Here is a 14721-nt window from a genome sequence, read left to right as displayed (position 1 = left end):
CTCAGTGCCACCCTCTTGCCTTCGAGAAGTGGACTCACCTGCTCCGGGTCCCGCTCAGGTGAGCGACTATGGTCAAGTTTCAGCCATGCCGCCTTCAGGAGGTGAAGGCAAGGATTCCTGCGCTTCGGCCGGGCGACCCTTTCGATCTGCTGGCGGACGGGTGGTTGCGGCCGTATGACGACCAAGTGGACGTACCCATACACCTTCGATCTGGGTATGTTCCTCGCCGTCAGGGCAGCCACCGCGTCCTCGAGGAGTCGAGACCCGTGTCGGAAAACAAAGATCCCCAGAAGTTCGTCTACGACTTCACCGAGGGCAACAAGGATCTGAAGGATCTTCTGGGCGGCAAGGGCGCCAACCTCGCCGAGATGACCAACCTCGGGTTGCCCGTCCCTCCGGGCTTCACGATCACCACCGAGGCCTGCAAGGTCTACCTGGAGAGCGGCGACGCGCCGACCGCGCTGCGCGACGAGGTGAGTGCGCACCTCAAGGCGCTGGAAGAGCGCATGGGCAAGCAGCTCGGCCAGGCCGACGACCCGCTGCTGGTCTCCGTCCGCTCCGGCGCCAAGTTCTCCATGCCGGGCATGATGGACACGGTCCTGAACATCGGTCTCTCCGACGCCTCGGTGGCCGGTCTCGCCACCCAGTCCGGTGACGAGCGCTTCGCCTGGGACTCCTACCGCCGCCTCATCCAGATGTTCGGCAAGACCGTCCTCGGGGTCGACGGCGAGCTCTTCGAGGAGGCCCTGGAGGCCGCCAAGCACGCGAAGAAGGTCACGGTCGACACCGACCTCGCCGCGGCCGACCTGAAGAAGCTGGTCAAGCAGTTCAAGAAGATCGTCGAGTCCGAGGCCGGACGCGAGTTCCCGCAGGACGCGCGCGAGCAGATGGACCTCGCCATAAACGCGGTCTTCGACTCGTGGAACACCGACCGGGCCAAGCTCTACCGCCGCCAGGAGCGCATCCCCGGCGACCTCGGCACGGCCGTCAACGTCTGCTCGATGGTCTTCGGCAACCTGGGCCCCGACTCCGGTACGGGCGTCGCCTTCACCCGCGACCCGGCCAGCGGCCACCAGGGCGTCTACGGCGACTACCTCCAGAACGCGCAGGGCGAGGACGTCGTCGCCGGTATCCGCAACACGGTGCCGCTCGCCGACCTGGAGTCGATCGACAAGAAGTCGTACGACCAGCTCATGCAGATCATGGAGACCCTGGAGAACCACTACAAGGATCTCTGCGACATCGAGTTCACCATCGAGCGCGGCCAGCTCTGGATGCTCCAGACCCGGGTCGGCAAGCGCACCGCCGGCGCCGCCTTCCGTATCGCCACCCAGCTCGTGGACCAGGGCCTGATCGACGAGGCCGAGGCCCTCCAGCGGGTCAACGGCGCGCAGCTCGCCCAGCTGATGTTCCCCCGCTTCGACATCGAGGCGAAGACCGAGCTGCTCGGCCGGGGCATCGCCGCGTCCCCGGGCGCCGCCGTCGGCAAGGCCGTCTTCGACTCGTACACCGCGATCAAGTGGTCCCGCTCCGGCGAGAAGGTCATCCTGATCCGCCGCGAGACCAACCCCGACGACCTCGAAGGCATGATCGCCGCCGAGGGCATCCTCACCTCGCGCGGCGGCAAGACCTCCCACGCGGCGGTCGTGGCGCGCGGCATGGGCAAGACCTGTGTCTGCGGCGCCGAGGACCTGGAGGTCGACACCAAGCGCCGCCGGATGACGGTCGGCGGCACGGTGATCGAGGAGGGCGACCTCGTCTCGATCGACGGCTCCACCGGCAAGGTCTACCGCGGCGAGGTCCCCGTCGTACCGTCCCCGGTCGTCGAGTACTTCGAGGGCCGCATGCACGCGGGCGCCGACGACGCCGACGAACTGGTCGCCGCCGTGCACCGGATCATGGCGTACGCGGACCGGGTACGCCGGCTGCGCGTACGGGCCAACGCCGACAACGCCGAGGACGCCCTGCGGGCCCGCCGCTTCGGCGCCCAGGGCATCGGCCTGTGCCGCACCGAGCACATGTTCCTCGGCGAGCGCCGCGAGATGGTCGAGAAGCTGATCCTGGCGGACACCGACGAGGAGCGCGAGACCGCTCTCGCCGCTCTTCTGCCGCTCCAGAAGGCCGACTTCATCGAGCTGTTCGAGTCGATGGACGGACTGCCCGTCACCGTCCGCCTCCTGGACCCGCCGCTGCACGAGTTCCTGCCCGACATCACCGAGCTGTCGGTCCGCGTCGCGCTCGCGGAGTCCCGCAAGGACGCCAACGAGAACGACCTGCGCCTCCTCCAGGCGGTGCACAAGCTGCACGAGCAGAACCCGATGCTGGGCCTGCGCGGCGTGCGCCTCGGCCTGGTCATCCCCGGTCTGTTCGCCATGCAGGTCCGGGCGATCGCCGAGGCCGCCGCCCACCGCAAGAACGCCAAGGGCGACCCGCGCGCCGAGGTGATGATTCCGCTCGTGGGTACGGTCCAGGAGCTGGAGATCGTCCGCGAGGAGGCCGACCGGGTCATCGAGGAGGTCCAGGCCGCCACCGGCACCGACCTCAAGCTGACCATCGGCACCATGATCGAGCTGCCGCGCGCCGCGCTGACGGCGGGCCAGATCGCCGAGGCCGCGCAGTTCTTCTCCTTCGGCACGAACGACCTGACCCAGACGGTGTGGGGCTTCTCCCGCGACGACGTGGAGGCCTCGTTCTTCACCGCGTACCTGGAGAAGGGCATCTTCGGGGTCTCCCCGTTCGAGACGATCGACAAGGACGGCGTCGGCGCGCTGGTCCGCAGCGCCGTCGAGGCCGGCCGGGCCACCCGCCCGGACCTCAAGCTCGGCGTCTGCGGTGAGCACGGCGGAGACCCGGAGTCGGTGCACTTCTTCCACGAGGTGGGCCTGGACTACGTCTCCTGCTCGCCGTTCCGCATCCCCGTAGCCCGCCTGGAGGCGGGCCGGGCCGCAGCCGAGTCCCGGGGCAGTGACAGCCGCTGACCCGGACTCACGGTCCGGGGTGCACGAACACCCCGGACCTCAGGGGCAGGGCTGCACGAACAGCCCTGCCCACCGACCGAGGCCGCCGAGCGGCCCGCCCCTCCGGGACCGCCCCGGAAGCCGAGCCCGGCCCTCACCGGGCGCACCGGCCCGGCGGCGGCCCCGGAGCACCGAGAAGCGGCGGCACCCTGTGCGGGGGTGCCGCCGCTTCGCTTTGCGCCGACCGGAAGTGACCGGCGGTACGGGAGGGGTGTGCGCGGAAATGACCGGCGGTCCGGAGAAGTCGTCAGGAGCGCGCACCGAATGGAGCGCGAAGAATGTGGCGCAGAGCACATTGCTTCGTTTAATGCGCAAAGAAATTCGGGTGAAGGGCGGGAAGCGGGACCGGGGTGCGGTCCATGGATCCCCACCCATGGACCGCACCCGGCTTACCCCCGTCGGGTACGGAGCCGCACCGTCGCCCACCGCCGCCGAACACACAAAGCCCCCCACGGCCTTCACGTGCTCATCCGGTGGGCACCGGATGCGTACCCGACGTCGTACAGCCTCATCGGTGAAGCGGAACGGGGCGAGGCCTTTCACTTCTGGCCGAAACCCCGTGGTGACCTCCTGTGACGGTCCGCATACCCTTCGGTGGGGGCAATTGCGGATGCAACAGAATGCAACAGGTGGGGGAGTAGTGCTGCGGATCCATGTGTCCAGGCTGGACCTTTCGCGGGTGCGGATGGCCACGAGACCGGACGCCTTGTGGGAAACCATTCTGAGTTTCCACCGGCTCAGGGACCGGCGTGCTTCGACGGTGTTCGGGAAATGGCGTACGGAATCCCGGGCGCGGTTGAATGGTGAAGCACAGCTGCTGGCGGCGGTCGTTCCGCCCCGCGGCTATTTCCCGGATTTCCTGACGCCCTCTCAAGAGGGCGCCGAGCCGTTCGGACTCGACACCGGCATCGAGGCCCTGCGCGACACTCCCGCCGACCGGGTCCACACCGAGCTGGAGCTGCTGGCCGCCGGCCGGACCCGGCAGCGGGCAGACCGGTCGGTCGGTCAGCGGGCCGCCGGGGCGGGGCGGGCCGGCGCGGCGCTGCCCGCCGCGCTCATGGAGGGCCACGCCGAACCGCTCACCCGGCTCATCAGCGCGCTCCGCAGCTACCACCAGGCGGCCGTCGAGCCCTACTGGCCGCACATCCGGGCCAGCGTCGAGGCGGACCGGGCCGTGCGCGGCCGGGCCCTGCTGGACGGCGGCACGGACGAGCTGCTGGCCACCCTGCCGCCGTCGATCCGCTGGCGCTCACCCGTGCTGGAGGCCGACTACCCCTTCGACCGCGATCTGTATCTCGACGGGCGCGGGCTGCTGCTCCAGCCGTCCTTCTTCTGCCGGGGCGCGCCCGTCGTCTACCGGGACCCCTCCCTCCCGCCGGTCCTCGTCTACCCGGTGGCCAACCCCGGCGCCCCCGTCTTCGCCGAGCCGGGCCCCTGGCTCGGCCGGCTCGTCGGGCACACCCGCTCGGCCGTCCTCTCCTCCATAGGGACGGGCTGCACCACCAGCGAACTCGCCCGCAGGGCCGGGGTGTCGCTGGCGTCCGCGAGCCAGCACGCCTCCGTGCTGCGCGAGGCGGGCCTCGTCCTGACGCTGCGCCACGGCAGCTCGGTCCTCCACACGCTGACGCCGCTCGGCGGCTCCCTGCTGCGCGGCGGAGCCCCGCTCACCCTCCACTAGGGCCCCGCCTGAGGTTCCGGGAAATTCTTCTGCCGACGGCGATGAGTTCTGCGCGGCCCCGCCGTCTAACCATCGAAAGCGCCGGACGGAACACCGAGGGCGCCACGGGACAGAGGAAGAGGAAACGACCATGGCTCAGATGATCTTCGTGAACCTGCCGGTGAAGAACCTGGAGACGACGGTGGGCTTCTTCGGGAAGCTCGGCTTCACGACCAACCCGGCGTTCAGCGACGACAAGACCGCGTGTCTGGTGATCAGCGACACGATCTTCGCCATGCTGATGACGGAGCCGCGCTTCAAGGACTTCACCAAGAAGGACATCGTCGACGCCTCGAAGGCGACCGAGGTCATCCTCGCGCTCAGCGCCGACAGCCGCGAGAAGGTCGACGAGATCGTCGACGCCGCGCTGGCCTCCGGCGGGTTCCCGGCGGGCGAGACGCAGGACATGGGCTTCATGTACGGCCGCTCGTTCCAGGACCCCGACCACCACATCTGGGAGGTCATGTGGATGGACGAGGCCGCCGCCCAGGGCTGAGCCGCCCGACCCGCGAGGGCGTGCGCCGGGGGCACGGGGGAGCCCCGGCGCACGCGGGCGTCCGCGTCAGCTGCGGAACGGCCCCTTCACCTCGTACGTGATACCGCCGGACGAGCTGCCGCTCGTCCCGCGCTGCGAGGAGAAGTAGAGGCGGCTGCCGTCCGGCGAGAACGCGGGACCGGTGATCTCCGAACCGGACTGGCCGGTGATCCGCAGGAACGGGGCCACCGTGTCGTCCGGCGTGATCAGGCAGATCTCCATGTTCCCGCCGTCCTCCGCGATGTAGAGGTCGCCGGACCCGGACCGGGTGACGTTGTCCACCCCGGTCAACGGGGCGGAGCCGCCCGTCACCAGCGAGTCGTCGTAGGCGAGCGAGATCGACGAGGTGGCCGCGTCGTACGCCCACACCCGGTTGTCGCCCTTGGTGGTGAACCAGCAGGTGCCCGCCGCGTAGAAGCAGCCCTCGCCGCCGTTGAACACCTTCGCCCCGGACACCTGGTGCCGCGTCTGCGTCGAGGAGGCGGCCGGATCCGGTACGTTCGCCCAGGTCACCGGACCCGAGGTGCCCGTACCCGCGACCAGCACCTGCAACGTGCCGTTCGACAGATTCCCCCAGGCCGTGGGCCGGAAGCGGTAGAAGCGGCCGTCGCTCTCGTCCTCGGTGAGATACACGTAGCCGTGGTCCGGGTCGGCCGCCGCCGCCTCGTGCTTGAAGCGGCCCATCGCCGGGCGCCGCACAGCCGCGTTCACGCCCCACGGGTCGGTCTCGTAGACGTACCCCCGGGTGACCTCCTCGCAGGAGAGCCAGGTCTTCCACGGGGTGGCGCCGCCCGCGCAGTTGTTGTTCGTGTTGCCCAGGATCCGGTACGCGGAGGTCACCGTCCCCGAGGAGCTGAACCGCACCGCGCTCGCCCCGCCCCCGCTGCTCGGGGACACCTCGGCGTTGGAGACGTAGATCCAGCCCGAGCCGTCGGCGTAGGTCGCCCCGCCGTCGGGCGCGCTGTGCCAGCGGTAGGAGGTGCCGGGCACGGTCTGCCCGGAGCGGGCGATCACGCGGCTGGTGAAGCCGCTCGGCAACTGGATGCCGTTGCCGTCGGCCGCCTGGAGGGTGCCGTACGGGCCGGGGGCCGGCTGGGCCGGGTCGGCGAAGGCGGCGCCCCGCCACAGGGTGCCGCCGAAGGCCGCCGCCGAGCTGCCGATCACCGCGGTGCGCAAGAAGTTCCGACGTTCCACGATCACTCCACGCATGAGTGTGGCCCGCCGCTCCGGACGGACCGGCGGGTCGCGCGTCAGGACTGTAGGAGTGCAGAGTTGACGGAACGTCAAATGAAGATGAACGGGCGGCGGAGGGGTTGCGCAGGCCACCCCTCCGGCTTCCGGGCCGGGGCCGGGCTGCGCCCTCCCGCCCCGGCCTTTCCCGTTGTCCGGTTCAGTCCGCCCGTACGGCGAACACCGGCACCGACACCTCCTCGTCGTCCAGGCACGCCCCCGTCGCCAGGTCGAAGCGCTGCTTCAGCAGGGGTGAGGCCACGAACGGCCGCCCGCCCGCCGAGCCGAGCAGCCCGCGCGAGAGGACGTACGCCCCGGTGAACGGGTCCCGGTTGCCGATCGCGTACACCTGGCCGGACCGGTCCATGAAGACGGCCGCCTGGTCCCCGTCCGGCAGCAGCACCGCCACCCCCCGGCCGGGGATCAGCAGCCCCCGCTCGCAGACCGTCAGCCAGTCCTCGCCGTGGGCGAGCCGGACGGATCCGGTGCCCCGCGCTGTCGTGATCGTCGCCGTAGCCATCAGGATGCGGTCCCTTCGAGGGTGCGGACGGCGAGGACGGGTCCCGCGAGCAGTTCCAGATCCGGCTTGATCTGGTCCCTCTCCGGAACGAACCTCACCGAGGGGTCGGGGGCGTCGGGGGCGTTGACGAAGGTGACGAACCGGCGCAGCCGCTCCGGGTCGTTGATGGTCTCCGCCCACTCGTCGCGGTAGCCCGCGACATGGTCGGCCATCAGCCGCTCCAGCTCCTCGCAGAGCCCCAGCGAGTCGTGGACGACCACGTCCCGGACGTGGTCCAGGCCGCCGTCGATCCGCTCCAGCCACGCGGAGGTGCGCTCCAGGCGGTCGGCGGTGCGGATGTAGAACATCAGGAACCGGTCGATCAGCCGCACCAGTTCGGCGTCGGAGAGGTCCTGGGCCAGCAGGTCCGCGTGGCGCGGGGTGGCTCCGCCGTTGCCGCCGACGTACAGATTCCAGCCCTGGGCGGTCGCGATGATCCCGAAGTCCTTGCCCCGGGCCTCCGCGCACTCGCGGGCGCAGCCGGAGACCGCCGACTTCAGCTTGTGCGGGGAGCGCAGGCCCCGGTAGCGCAGCTCCAGATCGATCGCCATCTTCACCGAGTCCTGCACGCCGTAGCGGCACCAGGTCTGCCCCACACAGGACTTGACCGTGCGCAGCGATTTCCCGTACGCGTGCCCGGACTCGAAGCCCGCGTCGACCAGGCGGGTCCAGATCAGCGGCAGTTGGTCCACCCGGGCGCCGAAGAGGTCGATGCGCTGGCCGCCGGTGATCTTCGTGTAGAGGCCGAAGTCGCGGGCCACTTCACCGATGACGATGAGCTTCTCCGGGGTGATCTCACCGCCCGGGATGCGCGGCACGATCGAATAGGACCCGTTGCGCTGGAGGTTGGCGAGGAAGTGGTCGTTGGTGTCCTGGAGCGCCGCCTGCTCGCCGTCCAGCACATAGCCGCTCGCGCCGACCGTGGGCGCCAGCGAGGCGATGACCGAGCCGACCGTCGGCTTGCAGACCTCGCAGCCGTCACTGCCCCGCGCCTCCTCGCGGCCGTGCGAGTCGAGCAGTTCGGCGAACGAGGTGACCTCCAGGGTGCGGACGATCTCGTACAGCTCGCTGCGGCTGTACGGGAAGCAGCCGCACAGCCCCGAATCCTCCGGCGGCGGCATCAGCTGCCCGATCACCTTGAGGCAACTGCCGCAGCCCGTACCGGCCTTGGTGCACTTCTTCACCTCGGGCAGCGTGGTGTGCTCGCAGATCGCGCCCTTGGTCACGTTGTGGCAGGAGCAGATCACCGCCTCGTCCGGCAGCGCGCCGGGGCCGAGCGACACCGGTCCGCCGCCCGAACCGGCCGGCAGGACCAACTGCTCCGGTGCGACGGGCAGTACGGTGCCCGTCAGTGGCCGCAGCGTGCCGTACTGCTCCGCGTCGCCGACCAGTACCCCGCCCAGCAGGGTCCCGTCCGGTCCGATCACCAGCTTCTTGTAGACCCCCGCCCGGGCGTCGGAGTACACGACGTCGAGCGAGCCCTCGGCCGCCCCGTGCGCGTCGCCGAACGAGGCCACGTCCACCCCGAGCAGCTTCAGCTTCGTCGACAGGTCCGCCCCCGTGAACGCGGACCGCCCGCCCGCGATCACCTCGGCCGCCGTCCGGGCCATGTCGTAGCCCGGCGCGACCAGGCCGTACACCCGGCCGTCGGCGGTCAGTGCGCACTCGCCGATCGCGAACACCGCCGGATCGGAGGTCCGGCACTCCTCGTCCACGACGATCCCGCCGCGTTCCCCGACCGCGAGGCCGCACTCCCGGGCCAGCTGGTCCCGGGGCCGTACGCCCGCCGAGAAGACGACCAGATCGACGGCGAGCGAGGACCCGTCGGAGAGGGACATCCCGGTCACCGCGCCGTCCTCGCCCGCGGTGACCTCCTGCGTACCGACCCCCGTGTGCACGCTCAGACCCATGTCCTGGATCGTCCGCAGCAGCGCCGCGCCCCCGCCCTCGTCCACCTGGACCGGCATCAGCCGGGGCGCGAACTCCACGACATGGGTGGCCAGCCCGAGCCCCTTCAGCGCCCCGGCCGCCTCCAGACCCAGCAGCCCGCCGCCGACCACCGCACCGGTCGCCGCGCCCCTCGCGTACTCCTCGATCGCGAGCAGGTCCTCGATCGTCCGGTAGACGAAGCAGCCCCGGGCGTCCTTCCCCGGCACCGGCGGCACGAAGGGGTACGAGCCCGTCGCCAGCACCAGCGTGTCGTACGGGAACACCGCCCCGGACCGCGCGGTCACCGTCCGCCCCGCCCGGTCCACGGCCGTCGCCGGGTCGCCGACGTACAGCTCGACGCCGTGCCGGGCCATGAAGTCCGGCTCGACCAGCGAGAGGTCCTCGGGGCTCCGCCCGGCGAAGTACGAGGTGAGCCGCACCCGGTCGTAGGCGGGCCGGGGCTCCTCGCAGAGCACGACGACGCGGGCGCCGCCGGCCGCCGGGGTCAGCCCGCGCTCGGCCAGGGCCTCCAGGAACCGCTGGCCGACCATGCCGTGCCCGACGACCACGATCGTCGGAACGGCGGTGTGCGCCTGGGCGTTCGGGGTGGCGTTCGAGGCGGCGGCGGTGGTGCGCGGCTCGAAGGTGGGCTCCGGCATCTCAGTGGCCTCCGTCGGTTGTCCTCATGCCCCGAGCCTGGGCGGGAGGTGTTACCCGGCCGCATCCCGGCTGTTTCCCGGGCGGAACCTTGCGCTCAGCGACCGGGCAGGGGCCCTGTGAGGGACCAGGTGAGGGGGCATGGGCGACAGGCGTCTAAGGTCGGTTCGTGCCTGACATAACCCTGTCGACCCTGATCCTCCTCTGCCTCGCCGCGGCCGCCGCGGGCTGGATCGACGCGGTGGTGGGCGGCGGCGGACTGCTGCTCCTGCCCGCGCTGCTGCTCGGCCTGCCGCACGTACCGGCGGCCCATGTCCTCGGCACCAACAAGGCCGTCGCGATCGTGGGCACCTCGGGTGCGGCGGTGACCTTCCTGCGGAAAGCCCCGGTGCGGGTGGGTCTTGCGGTGCGGATCGGGCTGATGGCGCTCGCCGGGTCGATGACGGGGGCGTTCTTCGCCGCCGGGATCAGCAGCGAGGTGCTCCGCCCGGTGATCATGGTGGTGCTGCTGGGGGTCGCGGCCTTCGTCATGCTGCGCCCGTCCTTCGGCACGGCGGCGGCGGGCGACGGCACGGACCGGCCGGTCGCCCGGGTCCGGATCATCACGGCGATCGTGCTGGTCGGCGGCGGGATCGGTTTCTACGACGGGCTGTTCGGGCCGGGCACCGGCACCTTCCTGGTGCTGGCCCTGACCGCCGTGCTCCACCTCGACCTGGTCACCGCGTCGGCCACCGCGAAGATCGTCAACGTGTGCACCAACGCGGGGGCGCTGGCGATGTTCGCGTACCAGGGCACCGTGCTGTGGCAGCTCGCGGCCGTGATGGCCGTCTTCAACCTGGCGGGCGGGATGATCGGGGCGAAGATGGCGCTGAGCCGGGGGAGCGGCTTCGTCCGGGCGGTGCTGCTGACGGTGGTGTTCTCGCTGGTGGCCAAGCTCGGCTTCGACCAGTGGAACGCGTAGCGCCCCGGGTGGTCAGCGCACGTCCGTGAGGTGCGCGTACGCCACCACGTTGCCCTGGTAGCCGGTCTCCTTCGAGAACCCGCCGCCGCAGGTGATCAGCCGGAGCGCGGCGTGCGGCGCGTCGCCGTAGACGCGCTGGTCGGGGAAGTCGTCGTTGTCGTAGACCTCGATGGCGTCGATCGAGAACACGGCCGTGCGCCCGTCCCGGCGGTCCACCTCGACCCGGGTCCCCTTGGTCAGGGCGCCCAGGGCGTAGAAGACGGACGGCCCCTCGGCGTTGTCCACGTGTCCCGCGACGATCGCGGTGCCCTTCGCGCCGGGCGGGACGCCGTCCTCGTACCAGCCCGCGAGGTTGCGGTCCTCGTCCGGCGGTACGTCGAGGCTGCCGTCGGCGGCCAGCCCCAGCGGCGTCATCGGCGCGTCCACCTCGATGGTCGGGATGCGGATGCGGACCGGATCGGACGGGTTCAGCGGCTCGGCGACCGGGGAGCCGGGCTGGAGCTGGGGGCCGGCGGCGAAGGCCTGGGCGCTGGAGGGCTGCGGCGGGATCAGCTGGCCGCCGGGCCCGTTCTGGATGAGCCAGATGCCGCACAGCACGGCGATGCCCACCAGCCAGCCCTTGGCCTTCTGCGCGCTCGGAGACACGGCGTCGTCCTCGGTCGGTGGTCCGGGACGGGCGGGACGCGCTCGGGGACGCGCCCCGCCCGGTCAGAGGGGAAGCGGCGGATCAGCTTCCTTCGGCGCCCTCGGAGCGGCGGCGCAGCAGCCACAGTCCGCCGACGGCGGCCAGGCCGATCACGCCGACGCCGAGGGCGACCTGCGTGGAGTTCGGTTCGACGCTGCCGCCGACCCCGGTCCGCACATGGCCGGACGGGCGGTCGTGGATGGGCTTCTCGTGCTTGCCGCCGCCGATCACCTTGAGGTCGCCGACCGCGTCCTTGCCGTTGTCGCAGGAGACGACGATCTCGTAGACACCGGGCCGGGTGTCGTGCGGCACGGTGAACTGGCCGACCACGACCTCCTTGTGGGTGCCGGGGCGCATCTCGAAGTCCCCGGCGTCCAGCTCGTTCGCGTCACCGATGCCCGAGCCCTTCTTGCCGCAGGCGGTGGTGTTCACGGTGATGGTGGCGCCGGGGGGAGCGGTCGCCGGGGTGATCTCCAGACGGCCGAAGTCACCCGCGTACGCGGACGGAGCGGCGGCGGTGAGACCGAACGCGATGACGGTGAACGCGGCACCGACGGTACCGGTCACGAGGCGGGCAGGACTGCGCATGGGGTTCCTCCGGGCAGACGGCGCGAGCGGGTGTGTCCTGTCCCCGAGCCAACGGGGGCGCGGCCCGCCACGCCTTCTGACGCGGGGTCAGCTTTCACCCGTACGGACCGGCGCGGCACCCTTGCCGGAATGGATCACCGCAGGTCGCAGCGGTGTGGCTGGGCCGTTCGGTCCGAGCTGCCGGGCCGGGTGCCGATCGGGTGAGGCGCATACGTGGAGTGTGATGTAGGTCACATGTGTGACCTTGTGGGCCCCGGGCACACGCAAGACATCCCCCCCACGGGACGGATCCCCGCCCCCCACGGCACCCGCCCCCACCGGCCCACTCCCCCCTGGACCGGTGGGGGCGGTGTCGGATCCGCCTCCGGCCGGCCGGCCCGTACGGGGGTGCTCAGGCCCCGCCTGTGGCGCTCCAGACGATCTGCGGCGGACGCACCCGGGCGCACAGCGGCTGTCCCTTGGCGTCGGTGAGCCCGAGCCGCCCGGTGAGCTGCCCGGAGCGCGCGGCGGCGGCGAGGACCTCCGGATCGATGTCGCTGAACATCAGCTTCGCGCGCCGGAACATGGTGAAGACCCCGGCGTCGTCCACCGTGCCCCAGGACAGATAGACGAACCGCCCGCCCAGCCGGTTCTGGACGTAGGGCCCCGACACCGCGACCCCGTCCTCCGTTTCGGTGGCCTCGCAGTCGAGCACCCATGACGCGGTGGGGGCGTCCCCGGGGTGCAGGCCGAGCAGCTCGCCCGGCCGGTCCTTGCGCTGGACGCCGACGTGGATGTTCTCGTAGCCGGGAAAGTCGCTGTCCGGGCCGCAGGCGCGGCCGGGGAGGGCCGAGGCCTCGATGTGGATCTGCATGTCCCCATGGTCCGGCACGGCCGGGCTCGCCCACCCCCCTATCCGTACGGGGAGCCTCACACGGTCTCCTCCGGAGCGCTGTCGTACACCGCGCCCAGGTCCTTCATCAGCTCCTCGTCCACCGGGAACACGGTGTCGTCGATCCGCCGCACCGGTGCGACGCCCTGCGAGTTGCAGACGAAGGCGGCGGGGAAACGGCCCACCCCGTCGGGCCCGTCCAGCGTCACCGGACGGCGGACCGATGGCCGTCCGGCCCGCTCCAGGCCCTGTTCCAGCAGGGCCATCGTGATGCCGGTGAGCGCCGGGGCGTCGGGCCACACCACCGAGGTCCCGTCCCAGAAGCCGATGTTGGTGATCGCCCCCTCGGTCACCACACCGCCCGGCGCGGTCAGCAGCGCGTCGTCGAACCCCGCCCGCCCGGCCAGCACCCCGTAGTACGTCTGCCCGAACTCGCCGGGCCGCTTGATGTGCGGGGCGGTGCGTACGTACGGCACCGACATCAGGCTCCGCGCCCCGGACGGCATGACGGCGGGCTCCCGGACCGTCACCATCAGGGTCGTACGCGTCGCCCCGGGCGGCAGATAGGCGTTCACCCGCACCGAGGCGTCCCGCCGCCCCGCCCCGGCCAGGGCGTGCCGGATCAGCTCCCGCACCCGGTCGCCGTCCAGAGGCAGGCCGAACAGCTCCCCGTTCGCGGCGTCCAGCCGTGCGAGGTGCAGGCCCAGGCCCCGCACCCGGCCGTCCCGCACCTGGAGTGCGGTGAAGTGGCCGAAGCCGTACAGGGCGGGGATCCGCAGGGTCTCCTCGGTGGCCGGGCGGCCGTCGAGCTCGATGTGGGGCGGAGGCGGCTGTGTCGTCATGCGGCCACCGTAGGCGGCGCATGTCGGGACGAGGGCTTGACCTCAACCATGGTTGAGGGAGAAAGGTCGACGCCATGGACACCACAGCCGCATCCACGTCATCCACTTCACCCACCTCGTCCGCCGGGGCGGCCCCCCTCAAGGTCGCCGTCATCCTCGGCAGCAACCGCGACGGCCGCTTCGGCCCCGTCGTCGCCGACTGGTTCCTGGGCCGCGCGGCCCGGCACCCCGGCATCGAGACCGACCTGATCGACGTCGCCGAGGCCGGCCTGCCCACCGCGATCACCTTCAGCCCCGGTCCGGAGGAGGCGGCGCGGCTCGCGGCGGCCTCCGAACGGCTCGCGGCGGCCGACGCCTTCGTCGTCCTCACCCCTGAGTACAACCACTCCTTCCCCGCACCGCTGAAGACCCTTATCGACTGGCACAGCGCCGAATGGCAGGCCAAGCCCGTCGCCTTCGTGTCGTACGGCGGCATCTCCGGCGGGCTGCGCGCCGTCGAGCAGCTGCGGCAGGTCTTCGCCGAGCTGCACACCGTCACCGTCCGCGACACCGTGTCCTTCCACAACGCGGGCGCCCTCTTCGACGACGAAGGGCGCCACCGGGACCCGGGCCCCGCCGACGCGGCCGCCAAGGTACTGCTGGACCAGGTGGTGTGGTGGGGCACGGCCCTGCGCGACGCCAGAAAGTCCCGTCCGTACGGCGCCTGACGCCCGGTGGGCCGACAATCGCATCGAAGGCCCACGGGCAAGGTGCCCCGAGTCCGCATTCCGAGGAGACCGACGATGACAGCGCCGCCGGCATGGCTGACCGTACTGACCACGACCGACAGCGAGGACAAGGCCCACGCCCTGGCGCAGTCGGCGGTGGAGGCCAGGCTGGCGGCCTGCGCGCAGATCTCCGCCCCCGTCACCTCCGTCTACCGGTGGCAGAACGCCATCGAGACGAGCGAGGAGTGGCAGGTGCTCTTCAAGACGGCGGCGGAGCGTTACGACGAACTGGAGGAGCACCTCCAGCGCGAGCACGACTACGACACGCCGGAGATCATCGCCCTGCCGGTGATCCGGGGCAGCGCCCGCTACCTCGGCTGGGTGACGGCGGAGACGGCTCCTCCGGCAGCCCTGTGACGGCGG

The 14721-nt window shown here is 71.4% G+C and carries 13 protein-coding genes; 6 read left to right on the top strand and 7 right to left on the bottom strand.

Going from position 1 to position 14721, the window contains the following annotated elements:
* Positions 1-266 precede the first annotated feature (266 nt).
* From ppdK to IE134_RS11110, 3 genes are all read left to right on the top strand, one after another.
* Entirely contained in the window at positions 267-2978 is a 2712-nt protein-coding gene (gene ppdK / locus IE134_RS11120) for a pyruvate, phosphate dikinase (protein WP_097982297.1), read from the top strand.
* A 679-nt stretch (positions 2979-3657) separates the two neighbouring features.
* Positions 3658-4695: an ArsR/SmtB family transcription factor gene (locus IE134_RS11115; RefSeq protein ID WP_030708135.1), complete on the top strand. Its 1038-nt coding sequence runs from the start codon at positions 3658-3660 to the stop codon at positions 4693-4695.
* 130 nt (positions 4696-4825) lie between these two features.
* Entirely contained in the window at positions 4826-5230 is a 405-nt protein-coding gene (locus IE134_RS11110) for a VOC family protein (protein WP_030708133.1), read from the top strand.
* A 66-nt stretch (positions 5231-5296) separates the two neighbouring features.
* On the opposite strand, the gene IE134_RS11105 is transcribed toward IE134_RS11110, so the two are convergent.
* The 3 genes from IE134_RS11105 to nirB all read right to left on the bottom strand — a co-directional run bounded on the left by IE134_RS11105 (position 5297) and on the right by nirB (position 9646).
* Positions 5297-6463 carry an alkaline phosphatase PhoX gene (locus IE134_RS11105; protein WP_189430341.1) on the bottom strand — a complete coding sequence of 389 codons (1167 nt, stop codon included), beginning with the start codon at positions 6461-6463 and terminating at the stop codon, positions 5297-5299.
* A gap of 196 nt (positions 6464-6659) precedes the next feature.
* Positions 6660-7019, bottom strand: coding sequence for a nitrite reductase small subunit NirD (gene nirD / locus IE134_RS11100; protein WP_030708129.1), 360 nt, complete (start codon positions 7017-7019; stop codon positions 6660-6662).
* Positions 7019-9646 carry a nitrite reductase large subunit NirB gene (gene nirB, locus IE134_RS11095; RefSeq protein ID WP_189430339.1) on the bottom strand — a complete coding sequence of 876 codons (2628 nt, stop codon included), beginning with the start codon at positions 9644-9646 and terminating at the stop codon, positions 7019-7021. The genes nirD and nirB overlap by 1 nt, the downstream gene beginning before the upstream one ends.
* A gap of 167 nt (positions 9647-9813) precedes the next feature.
* On the opposite strand from nirB, the gene IE134_RS11090 reads away from it, so the two are divergent.
* Positions 9814-10605, top strand: coding sequence for a TSUP family transporter (locus IE134_RS11090; protein ID WP_098894483.1), 792 nt, complete (start codon positions 9814-9816; stop codon positions 10603-10605).
* Between the two features lie 12 nt (positions 10606-10617).
* On the opposite strand, the gene IE134_RS11085 is transcribed toward IE134_RS11090, so the two are convergent.
* The 4 genes from IE134_RS11085 to IE134_RS11070 all read right to left on the bottom strand — a co-directional run bounded on the left by IE134_RS11085 (position 10618) and on the right by IE134_RS11070 (position 13591).
* Positions 10618-11250 carry a class F sortase gene (locus IE134_RS11085; protein ID WP_089115099.1) on the bottom strand — a complete coding sequence of 211 codons (633 nt, stop codon included), beginning with the start codon at positions 11248-11250 and terminating at the stop codon, positions 10618-10620.
* An 82-nt stretch (positions 11251-11332) separates the two neighbouring features.
* Positions 11333-11878, bottom strand: a complete 546-nt coding sequence (locus tag IE134_RS11080; RefSeq protein WP_030708117.1) for a GVDTG sorting domain-containing protein — start codon at positions 11876-11878, stop codon at positions 11333-11335.
* Positions 11879-12269: 391 nt separating this feature from the next.
* Positions 12270-12731, bottom strand: coding sequence for a DUF5990 family protein (locus IE134_RS11075; RefSeq protein ID WP_030708115.1), 462 nt, complete (start codon positions 12729-12731; stop codon positions 12270-12272).
* A 56-nt stretch (positions 12732-12787) separates the two neighbouring features.
* Positions 12788-13591 (bottom strand): aminotransferase class IV family protein, encoded by an 804-nt coding sequence (locus tag IE134_RS11070; protein ID WP_030708112.1) that lies wholly within the window; start codon positions 13589-13591, stop codon positions 12788-12790.
* A gap of 74 nt (positions 13592-13665) precedes the next feature.
* Here IE134_RS11070 and IE134_RS11065 point away from each other — a divergent pair, with 74 nt between their 5' ends.
* Positions 13666-14298 (top strand): NADPH-dependent FMN reductase, encoded by a 633-nt coding sequence (locus tag IE134_RS11065; protein WP_189430337.1) that lies wholly within the window; start codon positions 13666-13668, stop codon positions 14296-14298.
* 75 nt (positions 14299-14373) lie between these two features.
* Entirely contained in the window at positions 14374-14715 is a 342-nt protein-coding gene (cutA, locus tag IE134_RS11060) for a divalent-cation tolerance protein CutA (protein ID WP_030708109.1), read from the top strand.
* The last annotated feature ends 6 nt before the right edge of the window (positions 14716-14721 follow it).

This window comes from Streptomyces rubiginosohelvolus (assembly GCF_014649875.1).
Lineage (GTDB): Bacteria > Actinomycetota > Actinomycetes > Streptomycetales > Streptomycetaceae > Streptomyces > Streptomyces rubiginosohelvolus.
This window is presented reverse-complemented; position numbering and strand designations above follow the sequence as displayed.

What these genes read in the sequence shown, in the direction of transcription:
- cutA (WP_030708109.1), top strand. Translation starts at nt 14,374, where the DNA reads ATGACAGCGCCGCCGGCATGGCTGACCGTACTGACCACGACCGACAGC.
- IE134_RS11080 (WP_030708117.1), bottom strand. Translation starts at nt 11,878, where the DNA reads ATGCGCAGTCCTGCCCGCCTCGTGACCGGTACCGTCGGTGCCGCGTTC.
- IE134_RS11075 (WP_030708115.1), bottom strand. Translation starts at nt 12,731, where the DNA reads ATGCAGATCCACATCGAGGCCTCGGCCCTCCCCGGCCGCGCCTGCGGC.
- nirB (WP_189430339.1), bottom strand. Translation starts at nt 9,646, where the DNA reads ATGCCGGAGCCCACCTTCGAGCCGCGCACCACCGCCGCCGCCTCGAAC.
- IE134_RS11070 (WP_030708112.1), bottom strand. Translation starts at nt 13,591, where the DNA reads ATGACGACACAGCCGCCTCCGCCCCACATCGAGCTCGACGGCCGCCCG.
- IE134_RS11065 (WP_189430337.1), top strand. Translation starts at nt 13,666, where the DNA reads ATGGACACCACAGCCGCATCCACGTCATCCACTTCACCCACCTCGTCC.
- nirD (WP_030708129.1), bottom strand. Translation starts at nt 7,019, where the DNA reads ATGGCTACGGCGACGATCACGACAGCGCGGGGCACCGGATCCGTCCGG.
- IE134_RS11110 (WP_030708133.1), top strand. Translation starts at nt 4,826, where the DNA reads ATGGCTCAGATGATCTTCGTGAACCTGCCGGTGAAGAACCTGGAGACG.